Here is a 23,260-nt window from a genome sequence, read left to right on the forward strand (position 1 = left end):
GAACCCGGAAGCTAAGCCTCACAGCGCCGATGGTACTGCAGGGGGGACCCTGTGGGAGAGTAGGACGCCGCCGAACAATCATTCAGAGAAGGCCCACCCGGGTGACCGGGTGGGCCTTTTCGCATTTCCGGGACATTCCAAGGACCATCGACTCGAAGGATCATCGGCCCGGTCCGGTGTTGCTCCTACCACCACCAGGTGGTCCTAGGTCTACCCCGGAACTGGGGTGCCATGGCCAGTGTCCGGAGCGGGTCGTTCGTGAACACTGATGAAGGACGATCGGTACCGGCATCAGGAGTTTGCGTGACCACAGACACTCGTACGAGCGGCACGTCCGTCCGTGCGCAGACCCAGGTGGCCTTCCAGGCCGGCGGCCAGGGCCTGGCCCGGCTGGCCCAGGTGGTGCTGGGTGCCGTGCCGGGGTTCGTGCTGCCGGTGGGGGCGGCCGTCGTCGCGGGGGTGGTGACGGCGCAGGTCATGGAGTTCTACTACCCGGCGGCCCTGATGGCGCTCGCGGCTGCGGCGGTCGCCGGCTCCGCGGTCGCGGCCGCCTGCATCCGCCCGACGGCCGATCGGACGCGGCGGATGCTGGAGCGCTGGTACGGCATCCGGCTTCCCGCGGTCTACCAGCCGCTGCCGAAGCTGGAGTTGGACGATCGGGGGCACTGGTGGACGGGTTACTCGTACCACCGCTCGCAGACGGTCGCGAAGTACGCGCAGCTGGTCCACTGGGGCCTGCGGGACCGCACCACCCGGGCCGAGATGCTCTGGCTGGTCGTGAACCCGGCCCTGGCCGCGCTGCTGGGCGGCGCGGTGGTCCTCCTGCTGGTGCTGGGGACGGCGTTCGCGCTGGGCGGCGCGGTGCCGGCGGACGGCTTCGGCCCGTTCAGCTCGCGGATGACACGGGTCACGCTGAGCCTGCTGATCGGGGCCGGCATGGTCCTGATCGGGATACTCCTCGCCCCGTACGCGGTGCGGGGGTACGTGGAGGCGGCCCGCCGGGTGCTGGACCAGGACGGCCGGGCGTCGCACGCCCAGCTGACCAAGCGGGTGGCCCAGTTGACCGAGACCCGGGCCGACGCGGCGGGCAGCCAGGCGGCCGAGCTGCGACGCATCGAGCGGGATCTCCACGACGGCGCGCAGGCGCGGCTGGTCGCGATCGGGATGACGCTGGGCACGATCGAGCACCTGATGGAGACGGACCAGGCGGCCGCGCGGGAGCTCCTCTCCGAAGCGCGGCAGTCCTCGGCCCGGGCGCTGCAGGAGTTGCGCGACCTGGTCCGCGGCATCCATCCGCCGGTGCTCGCCGAGCGCGGACTCGGCGACGCCGTCCGGGCCCTGGCGCTGGACAGCGCGTTGCCGACCGAGGTGTTCGTGAGCCTGCCGGACCGACTGCCGGCTCCGGTCGAGGCGGCGGTCTACTTCAGCGTCAGCGAGCTGCTGGCCAACGCGGCCAAGCACTCGGAGGCCGAGCAGGTGTGGGTGGACATCCTCTACCGGGCCGGAATCCTCCGGGTCACGGTGACGGACGACGGTGTGGGCGTGGCGGATCCGTCGCGGGGTACGGGCCTGCGCGGGATCGAGCGTCGATTGGGTACCTTCGACGGTGTCCTCGCCATCGACAGCACGTCCGGCGGTCCCACCACCATCACCTTGGAGTTGCTGTGCGAGTTGTCCTCGCCGAGGACCTCTACCTCCTCCGCGAAGGCCTGATCCGTCTGCTGGAAGCGCACGGCTTCACCATCGCGGCGGCCGTGGAGACCGGCCCCGAGCTGCTGGAGGCGCTGCTGACCCACCGCCCGGACGTGGCGGTGGTGGACGTGCGGCTGCCCCCGACGCTCACCGACGAGGGGCTCCAGGCCGCGCTCAAGGCGCGCCAGGAGATCCGGGGCCTGCCGGTGCTGGTGCTCTCCCAGCACGTCCAGCAGCTCTACGCGCGGGAGTTGCTGGCCGACGGCACGGGCGGGGTGGGCTACCTGTTGAAGGACCGGGTGTTCAACGCGGGGCAGTTCATCGACGCGGTCCGCCGGGTGGCGGCGGGCGGGACGGCGATGGACCCTGACGTGATCGCCAAGCTGATGCAGACCACCTCGCGCCGCCCGGGGCCGCTGCTCGGGCTGTCCCCGCGCGAGCGCGAGGTGCTGGAGCTGATGGCCGAGGGCTGCTCCAACTCGGCGATCGCCGCCCGCCTCTCGGTGAGCGACGGAGCGGTGGCCAAGCACATCGCCAACATCTTCAGCAAGCTCGGGCTCGCCCCCGACGAGGATGCCAACCGCCGGGTGATGGCCGTCCTGGCCTACCTCAACGGCACGGCGGGGCAGAGCCGCTGACGGCCCGACCGGTGCCGGCGCCCCGGGTGCGGTGGGTACTGTGACACCCCAGGCTGCGGAAACGCTGAAACACCCGTACGAGTAAACTCCGGTGGGCCGAGCCCGGACGCTGTTCAGCCGTCCGGCGGCCCGACTGGCGGGAACCGGCAGCCGATGCGCGTACGGCAGCAGCCGACATCCAGGGGTTGATAGACGTAATGGCACGCCCAACGCTCACCAAGGCCCATCGCGGCCTGCTCGGCCTGGTCGCGGCCGGGGCCTGCATCATCTCGGGCATCGGGTTCGCGGGCTCGTACAACGCGGTGCGCGAGCTGGCCCTGGAGAAGGGCTTCGGTGCCTTCTCCTACGCCTTCCCGATCGGCGTGGACGCGGGCATCGTGGTGCTCCTCGCCCTCGACCTGGTGCTGACCTGGCTGCGGATCCCCTTCCCGATGCTGCGGCAGACCGCCTGGCTGCTGACCGTCGCCACCATCGCCTTCAACGCGGCGGCCTCCTGGGGCGACCCGCTCGGCATGGGGATGCACGCCGTCATCCCGGTGCTGTTCGTCGTCGTGGTCGAGGCCTCCCGGCACGCGGTCGGCCGGATCGCGGCGATCACCGCGGACCGGCACATGGAGTCGGTCCGGGTGATGCGCTGGATACTCTCCCCGGTGCCGACCTTCCGGCTCTGGCGGCGGATGAAGCTCTGGGAGCTCCGCTCCTACGAGGAGGTCATCCGGCTGGAGCAGAACCGGCTGGTCTACCGGGCGCAGCTGCGCTTCCGCTACGGCCGCGGCTGGCGCCGCTCGGCGCCGATCCAGGCGCTGCTGCCGCTCAAGCTCGCCAAGTTCGGGGTCCCGCTGGACCCGTCGCTGCTCGACCGGCTGGACGAGGAGGGCCGCGAGCGCGAGGCCAAGGTCGCCCTGGCGGAGCAGCCGTCCCCGGAGCTCGGGGCCCAGCCCCAGCAGGCCCGGGCCGCGGCGATCGCCGCCCCGGTCCCGGTCCCGGCCGGAGCCCAGCAGCACCAGGCCGCACCGGCGGCCCCGGCCGACCAGCCGCAGTCCCAGCCGCAGCCCCAGCCCGAGGCCCCCGCAGCCGCGGCCCCGATCGCGCCGGAGGTCGCCGCACCGATGCTGGCGAGGCTGCACGCCGTCCGGCTGCGTGCCGCCCAGGAGCCGGAGGCGGAGGAGGCCGCCGCCCCGCAGCCGCGCGGCGAGGAGCTGAACGTCTGGACCGAGCGCCCGGTCCGCACCACCGGCCACTCGGTCGACGCCGCCCCGGGCGGTCGGGTCCCGGGCCAGGCCTCCCCGTGGTTCAAGCCCCCGCGCCCGGCCGCGGAGGAGCCCGCCGCCGGTCCCCGGCCGCAGGGCCAGCAGCAGGCCTCCGTCCAGCCCGGCACCGAGGCGACCGCCGAGCCGGCGGTCGAGTCGCAGCACCGTCAGCCGGCCGCCCAGGCCGAGCACCGCGCCCGGCCCGAGCAGTCCGCGCCGGCCGAGGAGCCCGCTCAAGGCGTCCCCACCGAAGCCGACCCGGCACCCGTGCAACTGGACGAGGACATCGCCTACGACGGCCTGGTCTCCTACATGGACAGCTACGGCCACCAGCCCGACCCGCCTCGCCTCGCCGCCTGGCTGACCACCGAGTACGGGGTCACCGGCAAGGGGCCGGACGGTGCGGTCCACCCCAAGGAGGTCGCCGAGCTCTACCCGCTGCTGCGCGACCGCTACCTGGCCGCCGGGCGGGACTGAGTCCGCGCGGCCCCCGCGCCGACACCCCGCGTCCACCGCTCGGTCGGCCATTGACGCCCGACCCGGCCGGAGTTACCTTCGCCTCAACAAATTGTTGAAGCGCTGGTTCGGCATGGAGGAGTGCGGATGTCGCAGGTCGAGGTCGACGGAACCGGACCGACGGGCGGGGCCTCCTTCTCCGCCGCCGCCCGCGCCGCCGTGGAGGCGCTGCTCGCCCCCGTGGACGCCGACCTGGCGCGCCGCTACCCGGGCGAGACCGGCACCCGGCAGCCGGTGCACACCGTCTACGTCCCCGCCGACGTCTTCCGCGCCGACACCGTACGGGAGTGGGGCCGCCAGGCCCTGGAGGCCTTCGACACCCACGCCGGCACCCCCGCCGAGCTCGCCCGCGCCCTCGGCGTCGCCGACGACGCCCTGCTCGCCGACGTGCACGCCCGGGTCCGGGCCAAGCTGGAGCGCGAGCCGGTCGAGGACCTGCGGATCGACTTCGAGGACGGCTACGGGCCCCGCCCCGACGCCGAGGAGGACGCCGCCGCCGTCCGGGCCGCCGAACTGGTCGCCGCCGCCGTGGCGGGGGGCAGCGCGCCGCCGTACGTCGGTATCCGGGTCAAGTGCATGGAGGCGCCCGTCCGGGCCCGCGGCATCCGCACCCTGGAGCTCTTCCTCGCCACCCTGCTGGCGAACGGCGGCCTGCCCGACGGCCTGGTGCTTACCCTGCCCAAGGTGACCTACGCCGAGCAGGTCACCGCGCTGGTCCGGCTGCTGGAGGACTTCGAGCGCCGGGCCGGGCTGCCCGCCGGCCGGATCGGCTTCGAGATCCAGATCGAGACCACCCAGGCGATCCTCGGCCCGGACGGCCGGGCCACCGTCGCCCGGATGATCGAGGCCGCCGAGGGCCGGGCCACCGGACTGCACTACGGCACCTTCGACTACAGCGCCTCCTGCGGCGTCAGCGCGGCCCACCAGAGCATGGACCACCCGGTCGCCGACCACGCCAAGGCGGTCATGCAGGTGGCCGCGGCCGGTACCGGCGTCCGGCTCTCCGACGGCTCGACCAATGTGATCCCCACCGGCACGACCGAGCAGGTGCACGCCGCCTGGAAGCTCCACCACGACCTGGTCCGCCGCTCGCTCGCCCGCGCCTACTACCAGGGCTGGGACATGCACCCGGCGCACCTGCCGACCCGCTACGTCGCGGTGTACTCCTTCTACCGGGAGGGCCTGGCGGCGGCCGCCGCCCGGCTCGCCGCGTACGTCGCCAAGGCGGGCGGCGACGTGATGGACGAGCCGGCCACCGCCCGGGCGCTCAGCGGCTACCTGCTGCGCGGCCTGGACTGCGGCGCCGTCGACTCGGCCGAGGTCACCGCGCTGACCGGTCTGGACCGAGCGCAGCTGGACGCCCTGGCCGGCCGCTGACCCCCAGGCCCAGGCACCGCGCCCGAGCCCGGGCCCGGCCCCGTCGGCCCCGGCCGTGCGCCAACTAGGCTGGCGGTGCCGCCCCGGACCCCCGGTGCGCGCACCGCCAGCCGTCGCCGTTCCCGGGAGAACCACCGCGCCATGTCCGCCACGCCGGAACCGACCGCCAGGCCGTACCTCACCATCCGGCGGGCCGGCAGCCACGAGACCGAGATCAAGAAGTCCCGCTTCATCTGCCACCTCGCCCGGGTCTCGGACGAGGACGAGGCGCAGGCCTTCATCGCGGGCGTGCGCAAGCAGTACTGGGACGCCCGGCACAACTGCACCGCCTTCGTGGTCGGCGAGGAGCAGCGCCGCGAGCGCTCCAGCGACGACGGCGAGCCCGGCGGCACGGCCGGGGTGCCGATGCTGGAGGTCCTGCGCCGACGCGGCCTGACCGACACCGTCGCCGTGGTGACCAGGTACTTCGGCGGGATCAAGCTCGGCGCGGGCGGCCTGGTGCGGGCGTACGGGAACGCGGTGTCGGCGGCGGTCGACGAGGTCGGACTGCTGGAGCGGCGCCCGGTCGCCCTGCTCGCGGTGACGGCGGACCACGTGCGCGCCGGGCGGGTGGAGAACGACCTGCGGGCCGCCGGGTACGCGGTGAGCGACCTCGCCTACGAGGCGGCCGGGGTGCGGATCGAGGTGGGCGTGCCGGAGCCGGAGGTGGCCGGGTTCCACACCTGGCTGGCCGAGGCGACCGGCGGCACCGCGGTCGCCGTGCCGGCCGGGCGCACCCACGTCGAGGTACCGGTCTGAGCCGCGCGCTCCGCCCGCCCGGCGGCGGGCCGGGGGACCGACTTCCGGACGCGCGTCCGGCCGGCGCCCGGGGGCCGAACCCGTGGTAGCGCTCGCCCACCACTCCGCGCCGCCGCGCCAGCCGGTGGCCGGACCGGTGCCCGAGCCCGCCGGGAGGTGTCGCTGCCCGTAGCCGAAGGCTCGCGCCACGCGGAAGACGGCTTGAACAGATTCACTCGAACGTAGTCTCGTGGCCCGGAGTTGGAACTTCCGCTCCGGGCCGTGGCGTTTCCTGGGCAAGGTTCCGGCCGAACCGGATGAAAACCGTCGATGGAGGACAACAGACCCCACCCCGCACCACGGAGGTATGCGCATGACCTCAGACCGCTCGCCGTCGCCCGCCGGTGCCGACCTACCCGGCCCCCACGGCCCCGCGACGCCCTACCGGATGACCGTCACCACCGCCCTTCCGCACGCCGAGGCCGTCGCCCTGGCCGACGCCCAGCTCGCCTCCTGGTTGAAGCAGGAGGGCTGCGAGGAGCCCCCGCCCACCCCCGGCGCACCCCCCGCCGCCGAACGCCTGCGCCTGGGCGAGCGCGTCCTGCTGGACCGCGACCAGGGACCGCTGCGCGGCGGCCCCGGCGCCGGCCGCTACGACCGCCGCCGGCTGCGCACCCCGGCCCCGCACGGCACCCGGCAGCTCACCCTCACCGTGGCCACCGACCCCGGCGGCCCCACCTGGGTCCGGCTGGAGGCCGAGACCCACAGCACCGGCAGCGGTGTGCGCACCCCCTGCCGGGTGCCGGTGCCCGAGCTCGCCCGCACCCTCCTCCCGCTGCTCGACGCCGCCGACGGCCCGGCCGCCGTCCACTCCGCCCCCCGGGTGATCACGGCCGACGAGGTCGACGACCTGATCGACGAGCTGTGCGACCCGGAGCGCCGGCTGCCCACGGTGGTCGCCAGCGTGCCGGTGAACCTCCCGGTCGAGCACTGGGTCGAGGAGGTGGTCCGCCCGCTCTGCCGCCAGCTGCCCGGCCTCGCCACCGCCTACGTGCTGGACCCGGGCGCCCGCACCGGGTTCAACGTCGCGCTGGAGTACCACAGCGTGTACGGCGGCGCCGTGCGCACCTACCTGCCCGAGGTGGACCCGGCCTCCCGGCAGGACGGCGCCCGACATCCGGTGCTCGCCCGGGGCCGAATAGAACAGGACCTCCGCCGCGCCGCCGGGCTGCTCGCCCGCGAGCCCCGCCGCCTGGCCGCCGACCAGCCGCTCCCGCCGCCGCTGGCCGCCGTCCCGGTGCTGCGCGTCCCGCCCCCGCAGCTGCGCCCGGCCGCCGGACCCCCCGTCGGCCCCCCCGCCGAACCGGCCGCGCTCGCCCGCGAGGAGCAGCAGGACCGCGCCGAGCAGCAGGCCAGGGCCGATGAGCTGGAGCGGGTCCGGCACACCCTCCGTCTGGAGCGCCGTGACCGCGCCCAGTCCCGGGACGGCCACGAGGGCCGCCTGCGCACCGGCGCCCGGAGCGCCCTGAGCGGGCGTCACTGCACCGGGCCGACCGCCCTGCCCGGCGCCGCGCCCACCACCTCGGGCACCGGACCGACCATCGTCGGCCGGCTCGCCGCCCAGCCCGGCGGGTGGCCGGACAAGCCCGAGACCTTCACCGAACTCCTCGCCAGGCTGGGCGAGTTCTCCCTGCTCACCTTCACCGGCGACCAGAAGAACGCACTTGCCCTGGACGGCCTCCAGTGCGCCGGGGCCGGCTGGGCCCGGCTCGCCTGGGACGGCCTGACGGCCCTCCAGGAGTACGCCGAGGCGGCCGTGCGCGGCGCGGCCGGCGGGGACTTCAAGCAGTGGTGCGAGCGCACCCCGGACGGCTGCCACCGCTTCCCGCCCCGCAAGGCCGTGCGCGGGGAGTCCCGGACGGTGTTCAGCCACACCAAGTGGAAGCGCGAACGGATGCTGCCGGTGCCGGAATGCGTCGACGCCTCCCGGCGCGCGTTCATGGGCGCGCACCTGCGGATCGGCGGCGGTCGCACCGCACCCCGGCTGCACTACCTGGACGACTGCTCCGGCAGTGGCCGGATCTACGTGGGCTACATCGGCCTGCACCTCACCAACACCCGGACCAACTGACGGGCTCGGCTGACCGCTGCGCCCAATCGGTGGACAATGTCCGGCAGGGGCGGGGCTGCGGTTGGTCCGCCGCCCGGGGCAGGCGCCGGACGAGCATGGGGGAACGACGACCGATGCAGTACTCAGCAGACGGCCAGTCCGACGGCACCGCCACCGTCCAGTTCCCCCAACCGGGCTTCCTCGCCTCGGTGTTCCGCGACCTCGGCGCCGACGAGGACCCGGAGGCGGACGGTGCCGCAGGCCCCCCGGCCCCCGGCCGCCCCGATCCGGGGGCGGCCGGGAGCGGCCCGTCCGCCCCGGCACCCGCAGGGCCCGCCACCACCGATCAGGCCTCCACCGGCCCCCGCCCGTCCGGCCCCGACTCGTTCGGCCCCGACCCGTCCGGGCCCGGCGCCTCCACCCCGGGTGCTGCCGACCCCGCCGACCCCGCCGGCCCCGACCAGGCCGTCGCGGCGCACGCCCGGGCCGCCGCCCTCACCCACCACCGCACGCTCACCGTCCGGGCCGAGCACGACCGGCTGGCCGACCTGCTGCGGCGGGCCGCCCTGCCCGTCTCGGCGATGGACTTCGAGAGCCAGCTGCGCCACTACGAGCCCCGCCCCTACCCGGCCGACGGCCCGGCCGTCGTCGAAGGCGCCGAGCCCCGCTGGGAGGACTTCGCCCCCGCCGATCCGGCCGCCGCCGACCCCGGGAGCGGCCCCTCCCGGCGACTGCTGGACTCCGGCTACCAGCGCGAACTCGCCCAGGCCCGGCTGACCCACCAGCGCGCCCTGCGGGAGTGGCGCACCCGCCGGGCCGAGGCGGGCAGCCCGGCCGCCGACGAGTCCCGGCGCGCCCACGAGGCGGCCGAGGAGGCCCGGGCCCGCGCCGTGCGCGAGTACAACGACAGCCTGGAGGAGTGCCGGCGCGCGTACCGGCTGGCCGAGCCCGCCGCCGTGGAGTCGCTGCTGGAACGGGCCCTGGCCGCCGCCGAGACCGCCACCCAGGACCTCCCCGCCCCCTGCCGGGCGGTCTTCCGCCCGCTCACCCGCACCGCCGTGCTGGACCTCGACCTGCCCCCGCTCGACCTGGTGCCCTCGCTCACCGGCTACCGGCTCGCCCCCGAGGGCGACATCCTCCCGGTGCCGCGCCCGCCCGCGGACCGGGCCACCGACTACCTGCGGCTGGTCGCCCGGCTCGCGCTGCGCTCGCTGCAGGCCACCGACGCCGTGGACACCGACGAGATACTCGCCGGAGTGGTCCTCAACGGCTGGCTGCGCGAGCCCGGTGCCGAGCCGCTCTGCCTGGTCAGCGTGGACGCCGACCGCGACGCCCTGGCCCGCACCCGGCTGCTGCCGCCGGAGACCCCGTACGAGGAGCGCGACGACGAGGGCGTCTACGCCGACGCCGAACAGGACGAGGCGCTGGTCCGGCTGCGCCAGCTCGGCGCCGCCGTCACCCCGGACCCGTACGCCCGGGCGGCCGTCCAGCCCGCCGCCCGGGCCGGAGCCGCCGTCCCGGCCGCGCCCGACCTGTCCGCCAACGAGTTCGCCCAGCTGGTGCGCGACCTGCTCACCCGGGGCGGGCTCGCCGAGTGGAGCGTGCGGCTGCGGGGACCGGCCGGGCTGGTCGCCACCGGTGAGGGCGCCCCCGGCAGCGCGCTGCCCGGCCGCTGGGTGGTCTGGGCGTCCCGGGACCCGGCCGCCGTCACCGCGGAGCAGATCGAGACCCTGGCCGAGGCGGTCCGCGAGGAGTCCGCCGAACGCGGCCTGCGGCTGACCACCGGCCAGTTCGCCGAGGCGGCCCTGGACCTCTCGGCCGGGGAGGGCCACCGGCACATCCACCTGATCGACGGCGACGGTGTCCGCGAGCTCGCCCGCACCCACCTCGGCCTGCCGCTCGCCGCCGGCCGCTGACCCCTGCCCGGAGCGGCTCCGACCAGGGAGTTCACCCTGACGGCCCACCCGGCGGGCGGCCCTCCGTACCCGGACCAAGGCTGAGGGGACCGGGCCGGGGCGACCGCCGCCGAGGACCGGCCGGGCCGGCGGCACCCCGGGCGATCACCGCCGAACGGGCGTCCGGTACGGTCGGCGGTCGGCCCGGACACGGGCGGACCCCAGGGGGAGAGGAATGGGCAGAGCGCTCGTCAGACCACACGGCAGCACCGGCCATCCGGCGGAGGCGGCCCGGTGACCGCCGTCCTGGTCGCCGCCGGGGCGTTCCTGATGACCCTGATCGGCGGCTTCGTCGCCCAGCGCACCGGCGACCGCCGCCACCTGGTGCTCGGCTTCGCCGCCGGCCTGATGCTCGGCGTGGTCGCCTTCGACCTGCTGCCCGAGGCCATCCACCAGGCGCCGGGCGAGGTGCACGGCGTGCCCCAGGCGCTGCTGATGTTCGCCGCCGGCTTCCTCACCATCCACGTGGTCGAGCGCGCCGTCGCCATCCACCGCGGCCACGAGGGCGAGTACGCCGAGCACACCCACGGCCACCAGCACGGCCACGCCCACCGCAGCGGGCACCAGGGCGTCGGCCTGACCGCCGCCCTGGCCCTGGTCGGGCACAGCGTGATGGACGGCTTCGCGATCGGCGCCGCCTTCCAGGCCGGCAGCACGGTCGGCACGGTGGTGGCCATCGCGGTGGTCGCGCACGACTTCGCCGACGGGTTCAACACGTACACGATCACCCGGCTGTACGGGAACAACCGGCGCCGGGCGCTGACCCTGCTCGCCGCCGACGCCCTGGCCCCGGTCTCCGGCGCCGCGATCACCCTGGCCTTCACCATCCCGGAGCACCTGCTCGGCCTCTACCTGGGCTTCTTCTCCGGCTTCCTGCTCTACCTCGCGACCTCCGACATCCTCCCCGAGGCGCACAGCCCGCACCCCTCGCGCAGCACCCTGCTGTGCACGGTGGCCGGGGTCGGCTTCATGTGGCTGGTCATCGGCTTCGCCACCTAGGAACCTGCCCGGCGTCCCGGGCCCGGCCGCGCAAGGCCAGGCCCGGCCCGCGGAACACGCCTCAGCCCGGCAGGGCGCCCCAGCCGTCCCGCATCGCCGCCAGCGCCTCGGTGATGGCCGGCCGCCGGGAGGCCTGGCTGCGCCAGAGCGCGAACACCCGCCGGCTCGGCTGCGAGGCGACCGGGCGGGCCGCCACCCCGGCCGGCAGCGGGCCCCGGCCGAGCCGGGGCACCACGGCCATCCCCAGTCCGGCCGCGACCAGGGCGATCTGGGTCTCGAAGTCGCCGACCTGGTGGTGCACGTCCGGTTCCTCCCCGGCCTCGCGCAGGGTGCGGACCAGCCAGTCGTGGCAGATGTTGCCCGGCGGCACGCTGATCCAGCGCTGTCCGCGCAGCCGCTCCACCGGCACCGCGTCCAGCCCGGCCAGCTCGTCCCCGGCGGGCAGCACCAGGTCCACCGGGTCCGTCCCGAGGTCCAGCCGGGAGAGCCCCTCCTGCACGGGCAGCGGCACGGTCGGCCAGTCCTGCACCAGCGCCAGGTCCACCTCCCCGCGCGCCACCAGCTCCGCCGCCGGGTACGGGTCGCTCTCCAGCAGCCGTACGTCCAGCTCCGGGCAGCGCCGCCGCAGGTCGGCCAGCACCCCGGGCATCAGCCCGCGCGCCCCGGTCGCGAAGGCGGCCACCAGCAGCCGCCCGACCGCCCGGCCGCGCTGCTCCTCCAGCCGCACCTCGGCCTGCTCCACCAGCCCCAGGACGGCCCGCGCGGTGGCCGCCAGCTCCCGCGCCGCGTCGGTCAGCACCACGCCCCGGCCCTGCCGCTCCAGCAGCACCGTCCGGGTCTCCCGCTCCAGCTTGGCGATCTGCTGGGAGACCGCCGAGGGCGTGAAGCCGAGCGCGGCCGCCGCCCCGCCGACCGAGCCGTGCACCGACACCGCGTGCAGCGCCCGCAGGCGCCCCAGATCCATCATGCAGTGATCCTAAAGAATCGCGTTCAGTATTCATCGCTGGTGCTGAACGGTCCCGCGCCACCATGCTCGGCCCATGACCGCGATCCCCGCTGCACCGCAGGCCGCAGCCCCCGCCGCGTCGGCCGGCGCGAGCATGCGCCCCCGTCACATCGCCCTGGCCGTCCTGGTGGCCGCCGTGTGGGGCCTCAACTTCGTCCTCATCCACGTCGGCCTGGACAGCTTCCCGCCGCTGCTCTTCTGCGCCCTGCGGTTCGCCGTGGTCGCGGTGCCCGCGGTCTTCTTCGTCGGCCCGCCCCGGGTGGCCCGGCGCTGGGTGCTGGCGGTCGGCGTGGTGCTCGGGGTGGTCAAGTTCGGGCTGCTCTTCCTCGGCATGCACGCCGGGATGCCGGCCGGTCTCTCCTCCCTGGTGCTCCAGGGGCAGGCGGGGTTCACCGCGCTGTTCGCCGCCGTCCTGCTGCGCGAGCGCGCCGGCCGCCGGCGGCTGCTCGGCCTGGGCCTGGCCTTCGCGGGCATCGCCCTGAGCGCCCTAGACCAGGGCCTCGGCGGCCCGTTCGGGGCCTTCGTCCTGGTCGTGCTGGCCGCCGTCGCCTGGGGCCTGTCCAACGTGCTGACCCGCAGGGCCGCGCCGCCGGACGCGCTGCGCTGGATGGTCTGGGTCAGCGCGGTGCCGCCGCTTCCGCTGCTGGCCCTGTCGCTGCTGGTGGAGGGCCCCGACGCGGACCTGCGGGCACTCGGCGGGATGACGGCGGCCGGGCTCGGCGTGATCGGCTACGTCGGGCTGGTCTCCACCCTGTTCGGCTTCGTCGCCTGGAGCTACCTGCTGCGCAGCTACGACGCCACCGCGGTCGCGCCCTACTCGCTGCTGGTGCCGGTGTTCGGGATGTCCTCGGCCTGGCTGCTGCTCGGCGAGCGGGTCACCCCGACGGCCGCCACGGCCGCCCTGCTGGTGATCGCCGGGATCGGGATCACCGCGCTGCGCCCGGGGGCGCCGTCCGCACTGGCGGCCCGGCTTCGAGGAAGCGCGCTTCGGCGGCCCGCAGCACTCGCAGCAGCACCTCCTCGTCCTCGGGGCTGACCTCGCCGAAGTAGTCCTGGGCGACCTCGTCCCGGACCTGGAGGATCCGCTCCACCGCCGCGCGCCCGTCCTCGGTCAGCAGGATCCGGACCGCCCGGCGGTCGGCCGGGTCGGGGCGGCGCTCGACCAGGCCGGCCTCCTCCAGCGCGTCGACGACCGTGGTGGCCGAGCGCGGGGCGATGTGCAGCTTGTCGGCGAGGTCGCTCAGCCGCATCGCCCGGTCCGGCGACTCGCAGCCGGGTACGTGGGCGAGCGTGCGCAGCGCCCGGGCCTGGCCGGGGGTGATGCCGTAGGGCTCCAGCCGCCAGCCGGTCTGCCGGCGGATCCGCTTGATCGCCCTGGTCATCGCGTCCGCCAGTTCGGCGGGGACGCCGGAGGTGCCGGGGATGCCGGAGGTGCCGGGCTCGCCGGGCCGGGGGCCGGGGGAGGGGTCCGCCGGATCGTCGGTCGGCGTGGTGGTCATCGGCGGTCTCCTCGGCTGGGGTCGGCCCAAGCGTATCGGCCGGTCCCGGGCGTGTGGCCGACCGTGGAAAGTGCTCGGAGAAATATCTTGAGCTTAGCTCAGCATCTGCGTTACGGTACTTCCAAGTGAGGGGACCCTAAGTTCCCCTTCCCGATCCTGGAGTTCCCGTGCCCGTTTCCACCGCCCGCGTCGCCACCGACCGCCCCGCCCGCTACGCCAAGCAGCTCGCCGCCCACATGAGCAAGCGGATCGAGACCTCCTTCTCCCCGGAGACCGGCCACGGCACCCTGGTCTTCAAGGCCGGCACCGCCACCATGGAGGCCCGGCCGGACGCCCTGCTGCTCACCGTCGAGGGCGAGCGCCAGGACCTGGCCGGCCTGGAGGACGTGGTCGGCCGCCACCTCGTCCGCTTCGGCGCCCGCGACGAACTCGTCGTCGAATGGCACCGCGACAACGGCGAGACCGGCCTCGTCCACCGCAACGAGGACGAGGACGCCCCCGAGCAGGGCACCCCCGAGGCCTGACCCCCGAGGCCTGACGCCCTCGGGCGCCGGGGAGGCCCGCCGCCCTCAGGCGCCCGGCCTCGGCAGTCGGCGGTTCAGCGCCCACAGCACCAGGACGGCCAGGCACCAGCTCGCCAGCACGTCCAGCAGCCAGTGGAAGTCGCTCCACACCAGCCCCGCGCCCACGCCGAGCGTCAGCACCACCGCGCCCGCGGTCAACCCCCGGGCCGTCCGCCGACCCGCCGCCCGGGCCAGCAGCAGCGCCGCCACCCCGTACGAGATGGTCGCCGTCGCGGTGTGCCCGGACGGGTACCAGCCCCACTGCCCCGGCAGCAGCGGGCCCCCGAGCGGGCCCGGCCGGGCGAACCCGGCCTTCGCCGGGACCACCAGCAGCGGGATCAGCAACGACGTCAGCGCCGCCACCGGCAGCGGCAGCCACCAGCGCACCGCCCCCGCCCGACGCCACCACCAGGCGGCCAGCCCACCGGCCGCCAGCAGCACCGGGACGGCGGGCACCCCGTCGCCCAGGTTCGACAGCAGGTGGCCCAGGTCGTCCAGCAGGGCGCTCGGGTGATCACGGTGGGACGTCCGGACGGCCGCGCGCACCCAGCGGTCCACCCCCAGCAGCGGCCCGTCCACCGCCACCTGCCAGGACACCACCAGCAGCACCACCGCCGCGACCACCGGCACCGCCACCGACCGGGCCACCCGGCCCGGAACGGCGGACAGCCGCCCCGGAGCAGGGGGGAGAGCTCCGGGGCGGCTCTGATGATCGCCGTTCCGTGCGCCCCGGGGGGTGTGGGTCGGACGGTCGGTCGATCGGCCTTCGGTGGGTGCCACCCCTCCCGGGGTGGACCGGTTGTCCTCGCGAGGCCCGCGCGGACCGGCCCTTCCGGGAGGCCCCGCGGACGGCCCCGCCAACGGCTGGGGCTCGCTGTCCATCGGTGATGACACTACGTCAACCGCCCTTCCCGACCGAGCGCCTCCAGCGATTCCGCACATCATCTTCACCCCGCCCCGGAGGCCCTCCGGACGGTCCCCCCGATGATGCCCGACCACCCGGGCGGCATGCGAAAACCGCCCGGGGACTGTCCGGACGGGCAGCCGGGAACCGGACGGAAAACCGAACGGCCCGCGAGGACCAGAGGTCCCCACGGGCCGTTCAGCGCTGTCCGGACAACCCTCCGGCGGGGGTTTCACGACCTGACGGGCGACACCGCTCAGGCGGCGGCGAACGCCGCCTCCAGGATGTCCAGGCCCTCGTTCAGCAGGTGCTCCGGCATGACCAGCGGCGGCAGGAAGCGCAGCACGTTGCCGTAGGTGCCGGCGGTCAGCACCACCAGGCCCTCGGCGTGGCAGGCCTTGGCGATGGCCGCGGTGACCTCCGCGTTCGCCTCCTTGGTGCCCGGCTTCACCAGCTCGACGGCGACCATCGCGCCGCGGCCGCGGACCTCGCCGATGACGTCGAACTTCTCCTGCATGGCCCGCAGGCGGCCCAGCATGACCTCGCCGATCCGCTGCGCCTTGCCGACGAGGTCCTGCTCCTTCATGGTCTCGATCGAGCCCAGCGCGGCGGCACAGGCCACCGGGTTGCCGCCGTAGGTGCCACCCAGGCCACCCGCGTGCGCGGCGTCCATGATCTCGGCGCGACCCGTCACCGCGGCCAGCGGCAGACCGCCGGCGATGCCCTTGGCGGTGGTGATCAGGTCCGGGACGATGCCCTCGTCCTCGCACGCGAACCACTGGCCGGTGCGGCAGAAGCCGGTCTGGATCTCGTCGGCGACGAACACGATGCCGTTCGCCTTCGCGAACTCCACGATCGCCGGCAGGAAGCCCTTGGCCGGCTCGATGAAGCCGCCCTCGCCCTGGATCGGCTCGATGATGATCGCGGCGACGTTCTCGGCGCCGATCTGCTTGTTGATCATGTCGATCGCCTGCGCGGCGGCCTCGGCGGCGCAGTTCTCCGCGCCCGTCAGCCAGCGGTACGGGTAGGCCACCGGCACCCGGTGGATCTCCGGGGCGAACGGACCGAAGCCCTGCTTGTACGGCATGTTCTTCGCCGTCAGGCCCATGGTCAGGTTGGTGCGGCCGTGGTAGCCGTGGTCGAACACCACGACGGCGGTGCGCTTGGTGTACGCGCGGGCGATCTTCACCGCGTTCTCGACCGCCTCGGCGCCCGAGTTGAACAGGGCCGTGCGCTTGTCGTGGTCACCCGGGGTCAGCTCGTTCAGCTGCTCGGCGACGGCCACGTAACCCTCGTACGGGGTCACCATGAAACAGGTGTGGGTGAAGGCGGCCAGCTGCTCGCTCGCCCGGGCCACCACGGCCTCGGCGCTGTTGCCGACGTTGGTCACGGCGATGCCGGAACCGAAGTCGATCAGCGAGTTGCCGTCCACGTCCTCCAGCACGCCGCCGTTGGCACGGGTGACGTACACCGGCAGGGTGGTGCCGACACCGGCCGCCACCGCACCCAGCTTGCGGGCCTGCAGCTCCTGCGACTTCGGACCCGGGATCGCGGTGACCAGGCGGCGCTCCTGCGGGAGCGGCGTTACGGCGCTCATGGGGTATCTCCAGACTTCTCGGCTCGGTGCTTCGCAGGCTACGGCCGCCCTCCCCGACCGGGCATGCGCCACTCGGTAGCACTGCGCCGTCCGACTTGTCCGGCACGGCCAGCCCGAGCGCCACGACTACCCGCAGACCCCGCTCCACTACCCTGAGCGCGGGCGTGTCGCCGGTACGGCGGCATGGGTATGGCGGCACCGACGGCGGTCGGGCCGGGCGGGCGAGGGAGCGGGGCCGTACATGGCACAGGACGGGTCACACCACCAGGTCGACCACACCACCACCAGACCCCCGACCCCCCTCCCCCACCAACGCCCGGCCACCGCCCCCGGCGGGGCCTTCGACCTCGCCGCCTGGGCCACCGCCCCGCGACCCGAGGCCGAACCCGGCGTCTACCGCCTCGGCTACCGCCGCATCGACCCGGAACGCGCGGAGGCCGCCCGCGTCCCCACCTGGCCGCTGCTGCTGCGGGCGGCGCTCAACGCGGTGGTGGGGTGGCTGGCCTTCGTCTACGGGGTCGAGCTGGCCAAGGACGGGACGACCATCATCGGCGTCCTTCCCTCCCAGTCGGTCTTCGTGGCCACCTCCGTGGTGCTGACGCTGAACGTCCTGGTGCTCGGCGTGGTGATCAAGGTCTTCGGCCGGATGGGCCGCTGGCTCGAGGTCTGGCGCCGCTACGCCGCCCCGCTGCTGTCGCGGACGGTGACGCAGGTGGAGCCCGCCGAGGAGGACGGGGCGGTGGTGGAGGCGGCTCGGGGGCGGGACCCGTGGGACGGGCTGCGGCAGGGCGGGGCGTTCGAGGCGGCGGCGCGGCTGGAGGCCGAGGCGGTCGGCGATGTCGACTACGTGCGGATCCAGCGCGCCTGGGAGTCCGCGCAGGCGGACCCGGCGTTCGTGCCCGCGTTCACCGAGCAGGTGGCCGCGCGCGGTGCGGCGGCCTTCGCCCACCCGTCCGAGGCGCGTGAGCTGCCCGGCCGGGTGCGGCGGCACGACCTGCTGCTGGGCCAGGTCTGCCTCGGTGTGGCCCAGGACGTGCCGAAGAACCCGCTGAACCACCGCGCGGCGGACTTCGCACTGGACCCGGCGGTGCTGGGCACCTCGCTGCTGGCGGTCGGCCCGGCCGGGACGGGGAAGACGGCCCGGCTGGCCCGGCCGGTGGCCGAGGCGCTGTGCCTGCAGGCGCTGGCCGGTACCGCGTGCGCGGTGGTGGTCGGGGCGGCGGACGCCGACCTCGGCCCGGACTCCTGGTACGACGTGGTGATCGCGCCCGGTGACCAGGCCTCGGTGTACGGGCTGGACCTGTACGGTGCGGCGCAGGATCCGGACGAGGCCGCGGCGCGGCTGGCCGACGCCCTGCTGCCGGACGAGCTGACCGCCCGCGCGGAGAACGCCCGGACGGCGCTGCAGCAGGTGGTGGGCCCGTTCCACGCCGCGTACCGCCGCTACCCGGGGGTGCGCGAGCTGCGGGCCCTGCTGGGCGGCGAGCAGGACGCGCTGGCGGCGCTGGTGAAGGCGCTCGGCACGGCGGGCCGGCTGGCCGCGTACGAGCGGGACCTGGAGTACCGGGAGCGCCAGCGGGGCCGGGCGGACGACCCGGGGGCGCTGCTGGCGGACCGGCTGGGGCTGCTGGAGCGGCCCGCCTTCGAGGGGGCCTTCGCGACCGACGGAACGGGCCGTCCCCCGTTCGCGATGCGGGTGCTGGACCATCCGCTGCGGGTGCGGGTGAAGCTGCCCGAGCGCAGCCACCCGGAGGCGGCCCGGATGCTGTCCCGGCTGGTGGTGGGGCAGTTCGTGCAGGCGGCCGGTGCGCGGGAGGACCGTTCGCTGTTCGCCGGGCTGGTGGTGGACGATGCCTCGGCGGCGCTGGACTCCGGCACCGTCCGCGGTCTGCAGCGGATGCGCGGCGCGAACGCGGGTGCGGTGCTGCTGCTGCGCACCCTGGTGGACCTGCCGGAGGCGCTGCGGGCGCCGCTGTTCGGCGCGGTGGGCTGCCGGGTGGCCTTCCCCGGGATCGCGCCCTGGGACGGGCGGCTGTTCTCGGAGGCCTGGGGGACGCACCTGGTGCAGGAGACCGCGGTGACCCACACCCCCGACACCTCCGGTGGGGTCGTGCGGCGGGCCGGGCGGCTGGGGCGGAAGGCGTTGTCGGGGACGACGGCGCAGACGGAGTCGGTGACGACGCGGGACGTGGAGCGGCTCAGGTGGTCGCCGTCGGATCTGGCGCACGCGTTGCCGGCCGGGCACGCGGTGGTGTCGTTGACGGCGGTGTCGGGGGAGCAGGTTCCGCCGCTGCTGGTGGATCTCCGGGGCTGACGCGGGCGGGCGGTAGAAGTCGCCTCGGAGGTGGATTCGGCAGTGCCGGTTGTCCGGGGCGTCCATAATGAAGGGGAGAGACCCTCACCAGTCCCACTGCCCTCTCCTCGCCCGGCCGCAACGGCGCGGTCAGGTCGACCCTCCGAAGGTGCCATGCCCCCCACACTCGCCTCCGTCGTCCGCAACAGTTCGCTCCACCTGACGGTGCTCGCCGGTGCGGACCACCTGGAGCGGCCGGTCCGCTGGGTGCACACCAGCGAGCTGGACGACCCGACGCCGTTCCTGGAGGGTGGCGAGCTGCTGCTCACCACCGGTATCAAGCTGGGCCGTACGGCGGCGCAGTTGCAGGCGTACGTGCACCGGCTGGCCGATGCCGGGGTGGTCGGGCTGGGCCTGGGGGTGGGCCTGTCGCACACCGAGGTGCCGCAGCCGCTGGTGGACGCGGCGCAGCAGCGGGGTCTGCCGTTGCTGCGGGTGCCGGAGCCGACGCCGTTCATCGCGATCAGCAAGGTGGTGTCGGCGGCGCTGGCCGCGGAGCAGTACGAGGCGGTGACGACGAGCTTCGAGGCGCAGGAGGAGCTGACCCGGGCGGCGCTGGGCAAGGACGGCACGACGGCCGTGGTGCGCCGGCTGGCGGCCCGGCTGGGGGGCTGGGCGGCGCTGTACGACGGCTCGGGCGCGCTGTCGGTGGTGGCGCCGGACTGGGCGGCGCGCCGGGCGGGGCGGCTGGCTGCGGAGGTGGACCGGCTGCGTCGGCGGCCGGCGCCGTCGAGTGCCGCGCTGCAGGGGCGGTCGCCGGGGATAGACACGGCGGACGAGGACTACGTGGTGGTCCAGTCGCTGGGGGCGGACCGGCGGGCCCGGGGTTTCCTGGCGGTCGGGACCGAGGACCGGATCACGCCGACCGAGCGGTACGTGCTGAACGCGGCGGTGGCGCTGCTGACGCTCACCCTGGAGCGTTCGCGCGAGCTGCGGCAGGCCGAGGAGCGGATGGGCGCGGCGCTGCTGCGGATGGTGCTGGCGGGCGAGGTGGCGACGGCCCGGCAGGTGGCGGTGGGGCTGTTCGGCGGTCTGCCGGAGGGCACGACGAGGGTTCTGGTGGCCGGGGCGGGGCCGAACGCGGACGCCGCGGAGGCCTTGGTGGAGCTGGGGGACCGGGCCGAGCAGGCGGGTGCCCGGGTGGGCGAGAAGCTGCTGGTGGCGCGGGAGGACGGTGCGCACGGGCCTCGGCTGGTGGTGCTGGCGCTGGACAACGGCGCGGTGCACCGGGCCTGCCTGGGGGTGGTGGAGGAGCACGAGGGCCTGTCGCTGGGCGTCTCGGCCCCGGCCGCGCTGGAGGAGGCCGGTACGGCGCACGCGCAGGCGGAGCGGGCGTTGGCGGTGGCCCTGCGCGGTGGTCGCCGGGCGGTGGACCACGAGGAGGTCGGCGCGGGGTCGCTGCTGCCGCTGCTCGGTGAGGACGCGGTGACGGCGTTCGCGGAGGGGCTGCTGCGGCCGCTGCGCGATCACGACCGGACGGCCCGCGGGGACCTGGTGGCCTCGCTGCGGGCGTGGCTGTCGCGGCACGGGCAGTGGGACGCCGCCGCGGCGGACCTGGGGGTGCACCGGCACACGCTGCGCTACCGGATGCGGCGGGTCGAGGAGCTGCTGGGCCGTTCGCTGGACGACACGGACGTGCGGATGGAGCTGTGGCTGGCGCTGCGCTCCGGCGAGGAGTAGCGGGCCCGGCTGGACGCGGTGGAGTGGCTCCGGGGCGGAACGCTCCTAGTCGGCCAATCCGGTCGGCCGCTCCGCGCACCTACCCTCGGGTTCGGGTCCCACGCCCGTGGGCCGTACGACGACGAGGAGAGGGCCGGTACCACGGTGACCACCACGTACGATTTCTGGCTCGCCGGCCGCCGGGCGAGCGGTGACGCCGCCTTCGAGGTGCACAACAGCTGGGACGGCCGTCTGGTCGGTCGGGTCAGCGTGCCGACCGAGGCCCAGGTCGAGGAGGCGCTGGACGCCGCCGTGGCCGCGCTGCCGGTGTTCGCCGCGACGCCGGCGCACCAGCGGGCCGCCGCCCTGGACCACGTGGCCAAGCGGCTGGCGGAGCGCACCGAGGAGCTCGCCCAGCTGATCACGGCCGAGAACGGCAAGCCGGTCAAGTGGGCCCGCGGCGAGGTCGGCCGCGCGGTGTCGGTCTTCCGCTGGGCCGCCGAGGAGGCGCGCCGCACCAACGGCGAGACGATGCGGCTGGACACCGACCCGGGCGGCGTGGGCCGCTTCGCGGTGGTGCGCCGCTTCCCGCGCGGTGTGGTGCTGGGGATCGCCCCGTTCAACTTCCCGCTGAACCTGGTCGCCCACAAGGTCGCCCCGGCGATCGCGGTCGGCGCCCCGATCATCCTCAAGCCGGCCCCGGCGACGCCGCTGTCGGCGATGGTGCTGGGCGAGATCCTGGCCGAGACGGACCTGCCGGCCGGCTCCTGGTCGATCCTGACGGTGCCGAACGAGCGGATGCCGGCCCTGGTGCAGGACCCGCGCGTGCCGGTGATCTCCTTCACCGGTTCGGACAAGGTCGGCTACCAGATCATGGACTCGGTGCCGCGCAAGCACACCACCCTGGAGCTGGGCGGCAACGCCGCGGCCGTGGTGCTGGCGGACTGGTCCTCGGAGGCGGACCTGGACTGGGCGGCGACCCGGATCGCGATGTTCGCGAACTACCAGGGCGGCCAGTCCTGCATCTCGGTGCAGCGGGTGATCGCCGACGCGTCGGTGTACGACGCGCTGGTGGAGAAGGTCGTGGCGAAGGTCGCGGCGCAGGTCACCGGTGACCCGAACGACGACGCGACGGACGTCGGCCCGCTGGTCGACGAGAACGCCGCGAAGCGGGTGGAGTCCTGGGTGGACGACGCGGTCGCCAAGGGCGCCAAGCTGCTCGCCGGCGGCACCCGCGAGGGCGCGACGTACGCCCCGACCGTGCTGGCCGAGCTGCCCGCCGACGCGATCCTGGCCAAGGCCGAGGTGTTCGGCCCGGTGCTGTCGCTGCACCGGGTGGAGGGCGTCGAGGAGGCCTTCGCGGCGGTCAACGACTCGCCGTTCGGCCTGCAGGCGGGCGTGTTCACCCACGACCTGCAGACCGCCTTCCGGGCGCACCGGGAGCTGGAGGTCGGCGGTGTGATCATCGGCGACGCGCCGTCCTACCGGGCCGACCAGATGCCGTACGGCGGCGTCAAGGACTCCGGTGTCGGCCGTGAGGGCGTCAAGTACGCGATGGACGACTACACCGTCGAGAAGGTCATGGTGCTGACCGGCCTCGACCTCTGAGGGACCGCTCGCCGCGGGGCCCGGTCCGGTGCGGACCGGGCCCCGCGGCGCGTTCAGGCGCCGTGGCCGGCCGCGGCGGCGACCGCCTCGGCGACGGTGGCGTTCCCGGCGACCAGTTCCAGGGTCTGCCCGGCGGTGCCGGGCTCGTGCAGCAGGGCGGCCAGGACGGCGGCCACGTCGGCCCGGTCGACCGCGCCGCGGCCGACGGCGGGGGCGAGGCGGACCAGGCCGGTGCCGGGGCCGTCGGTGAGCCGCCCGGGGCGCAGCACCGTCCAGTCCAGCGAGGTGCGGGCGCGCACGGCGTCGTCGGCGGCGCCCTTGGCCCGCAGGTAGGTCTCGAAGACCTCGTCGGCGGGGTGGTGGGCGGCCGCGTCGGCGCCCATCGAGGAGACCATGAGGTAGCGCCGGACGCCGGCGAGTTCGGCGGCGTCGGCGAGCAGGACGGCGGCGTCGCGGTCGACGCTGTTCTTGCGGGCGGCGCCGCTGCCGGGGCCGGCGCCGGCGGCGAAGACCACCGCGTCGGTGTCGGCGAGCAGGGCGGCGAGCTGCGGGGCGGTGGCGGACTCCAGGTCGAGCAGCAGCGGCTCGGCGCCGGCCTCGACGAGGTCCGGGGCCTGTTCGGGGCGGCGGATGATCCCGGCGGGGCGGTCGCCGCGGTCGGCGAGCAGCCGTTCGAGCCCGAGCGCGATCTGTCCGTGGCCCCCGGCGATGACGGTACGCATGGGTCCGACGGTAGCCCGGGTGTGCCGGGGGCGTC

At 75.3% G+C, this 23,260-nt stretch carries 18 protein-coding genes and 1 rRNA gene; 14 read left to right on the forward strand and 5 right to left on the reverse strand.

All coding sequences use genetic code 11. The features are described 5' to 3' along the window. The 9 genes from rrf to ACFY2K_RS41135 all read left to right on the forward strand — a co-directional run. Window positions 1-76: ribosomal RNA gene (rrf, locus tag ACFY2K_RS41095) — 5S ribosomal RNA — on the forward strand; the annotation flags it as partial. 227 nt (window positions 77-303) lie between these two features. Beyond that, a complete protein-coding gene (locus ACFY2K_RS41100; RefSeq protein WP_387717886.1) occupies window positions 304-1,713 on the forward strand; it encodes a sensor histidine kinase in 1,410 nt (469 codons plus the stop codon). After that, entirely contained in the window at window positions 1,665-2,330 is a 666-nt protein-coding gene (locus tag ACFY2K_RS41105; protein WP_360245306.1) for a response regulator transcription factor, read from the forward strand. The genes ACFY2K_RS41100 and ACFY2K_RS41105 overlap by 49 nt, the downstream gene beginning before the upstream one ends. A gap of 197 nt (window positions 2,331-2,527) precedes the next feature. Next, window positions 2,528-4,057, forward strand: a complete 1,530-nt coding sequence (locus ACFY2K_RS41110; protein ID WP_387717890.1) for a DUF2637 domain-containing protein — start codon at window positions 2,528-2,530, stop codon at window positions 4,055-4,057. Window positions 4,058-4,183: 126 nt separating this feature from the next. Further along, the gene (locus ACFY2K_RS41115) at window positions 4,184-5,473 is read left to right on the forward strand and encodes a DUF6986 family protein (RefSeq protein WP_380529248.1); all 1,290 of its coding nucleotides are present in this window, start codon (window positions 4,184-4,186) and stop codon (window positions 5,471-5,473) included. A gap of 141 nt (window positions 5,474-5,614) precedes the next feature. Further along, the gene (locus ACFY2K_RS41120; RefSeq protein WP_380408825.1) at window positions 5,615-6,271 is read left to right on the forward strand and encodes a YigZ family protein; all 657 of its coding nucleotides are present in this window, start codon (window positions 5,615-5,617) and stop codon (window positions 6,269-6,271) included. Window positions 6,272-6,623: 352 nt separating this feature from the next. Then, on the forward strand, window positions 6,624-8,381 hold the full coding sequence (locus ACFY2K_RS41125) for a hypothetical protein (RefSeq protein WP_380644735.1): 1,758 nt from the start codon (window positions 6,624-6,626) through the stop codon (window positions 8,379-8,381). A 113-nt stretch (window positions 8,382-8,494) separates the two neighbouring features. Continuing rightward, window positions 8,495-10,276, forward strand: coding sequence for a restriction endonuclease (locus tag ACFY2K_RS41130; RefSeq protein ID WP_387717895.1), 1,782 nt, complete (start codon window positions 8,495-8,497; stop codon window positions 10,274-10,276). Window positions 10,277-10,585: 309 nt separating this feature from the next. Beyond that, the gene (locus tag ACFY2K_RS41135) at window positions 10,586-11,314 is read left to right on the forward strand and encodes a ZIP family metal transporter (protein WP_375896151.1); all 729 of its coding nucleotides are present in this window, start codon (window positions 10,586-10,588) and stop codon (window positions 11,312-11,314) included. Window positions 11,315-11,375: 61 nt separating this feature from the next. Here the strand turns inward: ACFY2K_RS41135 and ACFY2K_RS41140 are convergent, their stop codons facing one another. Beyond that, a complete protein-coding gene (locus ACFY2K_RS41140; RefSeq protein ID WP_375896125.1) occupies window positions 11,376-12,281 on the reverse strand; it encodes a LysR family transcriptional regulator in 906 nt (301 codons plus the stop codon). 133 nt (window positions 12,282-12,414) lie between these two features. Between ACFY2K_RS41140 and ACFY2K_RS41145 the strand changes: the two genes are divergently transcribed. Further along, complete coding sequence (locus ACFY2K_RS41145) at window positions 12,415-13,356, forward strand: EamA family transporter (protein ID WP_387717917.1); 942 nt, start codon at window positions 12,415-12,417, stop codon at window positions 13,354-13,356. Here ACFY2K_RS41145 and ACFY2K_RS41150 read toward each other — a convergent pair. Then, window positions 13,247-13,819: a MarR family winged helix-turn-helix transcriptional regulator gene (locus ACFY2K_RS41150; protein WP_380644733.1), complete on the reverse strand. Its 573-nt coding sequence runs from the start codon at window positions 13,817-13,819 to the stop codon at window positions 13,247-13,249. The genes ACFY2K_RS41145 and ACFY2K_RS41150 overlap by 110 nt on opposite strands. A gap of 167 nt (window positions 13,820-13,986) precedes the next feature. Between ACFY2K_RS41150 and ACFY2K_RS41155 the strand changes: the two genes are divergently transcribed. Then, window positions 13,987-14,343 carry a DUF2218 domain-containing protein gene (locus ACFY2K_RS41155; protein ID WP_387717899.1) on the forward strand — a complete coding sequence of 119 codons (357 nt, stop codon included), beginning with the start codon at window positions 13,987-13,989 and terminating at the stop codon, window positions 14,341-14,343. Between the two features lie 45 nt (window positions 14,344-14,388). Here the strand turns inward: ACFY2K_RS41155 and ACFY2K_RS41160 are convergent, their stop codons facing one another. Together ACFY2K_RS41160 and gabT are read right to left on the reverse strand one after the other, a co-directional pair. Then, window positions 14,389-15,018, reverse strand: coding sequence for a phosphatase PAP2 family protein (locus ACFY2K_RS41160; RefSeq protein ID WP_387717902.1), 630 nt, complete (start codon window positions 15,016-15,018; stop codon window positions 14,389-14,391). Between the two features lie 524 nt (window positions 15,019-15,542). Next, entirely contained in the window at window positions 15,543-16,883 is a 1,341-nt protein-coding gene (gene gabT / locus ACFY2K_RS41165) for a 4-aminobutyrate--2-oxoglutarate transaminase (protein ID WP_380408839.1), read from the reverse strand. Window positions 16,884-17,124: 241 nt separating this feature from the next. On the opposite strand from gabT, the gene ACFY2K_RS41170 reads away from it, so the two are divergent. The 3 genes from ACFY2K_RS41170 (at window position 17,125) to ACFY2K_RS41180 (ending at window position 22,503) form a co-directional block, all read left to right on the forward strand. Next, window positions 17,125-19,197 (forward strand): ATP-binding protein, encoded by a 2,073-nt coding sequence (locus tag ACFY2K_RS41170; RefSeq protein ID WP_387717905.1) that lies wholly within the window; start codon window positions 17,125-17,127, stop codon window positions 19,195-19,197. A gap of 153 nt (window positions 19,198-19,350) precedes the next feature. Beyond that, window positions 19,351-20,916, forward strand: a complete 1,566-nt coding sequence (locus tag ACFY2K_RS41175; RefSeq protein ID WP_375896110.1) for a PucR family transcriptional regulator — start codon at window positions 19,351-19,353, stop codon at window positions 20,914-20,916. 144 nt (window positions 20,917-21,060) lie between these two features. Next, window positions 21,061-22,503 carry an aldehyde dehydrogenase family protein gene (locus ACFY2K_RS41180; RefSeq protein ID WP_375896108.1) on the forward strand — a complete coding sequence of 481 codons (1,443 nt, stop codon included), beginning with the start codon at window positions 21,061-21,063 and terminating at the stop codon, window positions 22,501-22,503. Between the two features lie 53 nt (window positions 22,504-22,556). Here the strand turns inward: ACFY2K_RS41180 and ACFY2K_RS41185 are convergent, their stop codons facing one another. After that, window positions 22,557-23,225 (reverse strand): NAD(P)-binding oxidoreductase, encoded by a 669-nt coding sequence (locus ACFY2K_RS41185; RefSeq protein WP_375896105.1) that lies wholly within the window; start codon window positions 23,223-23,225, stop codon window positions 22,557-22,559. Window positions 23,226-23,260 lie beyond the last annotated feature (35 nt).

Origin of the sequence: Kitasatospora sp. NPDC001309, from assembly GCF_042896295.1 — a bacterium.
Taxonomy (GTDB): Bacteria; Actinomycetota; Actinomycetes; order Streptomycetales; family Streptomycetaceae; genus Kitasatospora.

Excerpts from the sequence above, each read along its gene's own strand:
- ACFY2K_RS41110 (WP_387717890.1), top strand. The coding sequence starts at position 2,528 with ATGGCACGCCCAACGCTCACCAAGGCCCATCGCGGCCTGCTCGGCCTG.
- ACFY2K_RS41115 (WP_380529248.1), top strand. The coding sequence starts at position 4,184 with ATGTCGCAGGTCGAGGTCGACGGAACCGGACCGACGGGCGGGGCCTCC.
- ACFY2K_RS41120 (WP_380408825.1), top strand. The coding sequence starts at position 5,615 with ATGTCCGCCACGCCGGAACCGACCGCCAGGCCGTACCTCACCATCCGG.
- ACFY2K_RS41125 (WP_380644735.1), top strand. The coding sequence starts at position 6,624 with ATGACCTCAGACCGCTCGCCGTCGCCCGCCGGTGCCGACCTACCCGGC.
- ACFY2K_RS41130 (WP_387717895.1), top strand. The coding sequence starts at position 8,495 with ATGCAGTACTCAGCAGACGGCCAGTCCGACGGCACCGCCACCGTCCAG.
- ACFY2K_RS41135 (WP_375896151.1), top strand. The coding sequence starts at position 10,586 with ATGACCCTGATCGGCGGCTTCGTCGCCCAGCGCACCGGCGACCGCCGC.
- ACFY2K_RS41140 (WP_375896125.1), bottom strand. The coding sequence starts at position 12,281 with ATGATGGATCTGGGGCGCCTGCGGGCGCTGCACGCGGTGTCGGTGCAC.
- ACFY2K_RS41145 (WP_387717917.1), top strand. The coding sequence starts at position 12,415 with ATGCGCCCCCGTCACATCGCCCTGGCCGTCCTGGTGGCCGCCGTGTGG.
- ACFY2K_RS41150 (WP_380644733.1), bottom strand. The coding sequence starts at position 13,819 with ATGACCACCACGCCGACCGACGATCCGGCGGACCCCTCCCCCGGCCCC.
- gabT (WP_380408839.1), bottom strand. The coding sequence starts at position 16,883 with ATGAGCGCCGTAACGCCGCTCCCGCAGGAGCGCCGCCTGGTCACCGCG.
- ACFY2K_RS41170 (WP_387717905.1), top strand. The coding sequence starts at position 17,125 with ATGGCACAGGACGGGTCACACCACCAGGTCGACCACACCACCACCAGA.
- ACFY2K_RS41175 (WP_375896110.1), top strand. The coding sequence starts at position 19,351 with ATGCCCCCCACACTCGCCTCCGTCGTCCGCAACAGTTCGCTCCACCTG.
- ACFY2K_RS41185 (WP_375896105.1), bottom strand. The coding sequence starts at position 23,225 with ATGCGTACCGTCATCGCCGGGGGCCACGGACAGATCGCGCTCGGGCTC.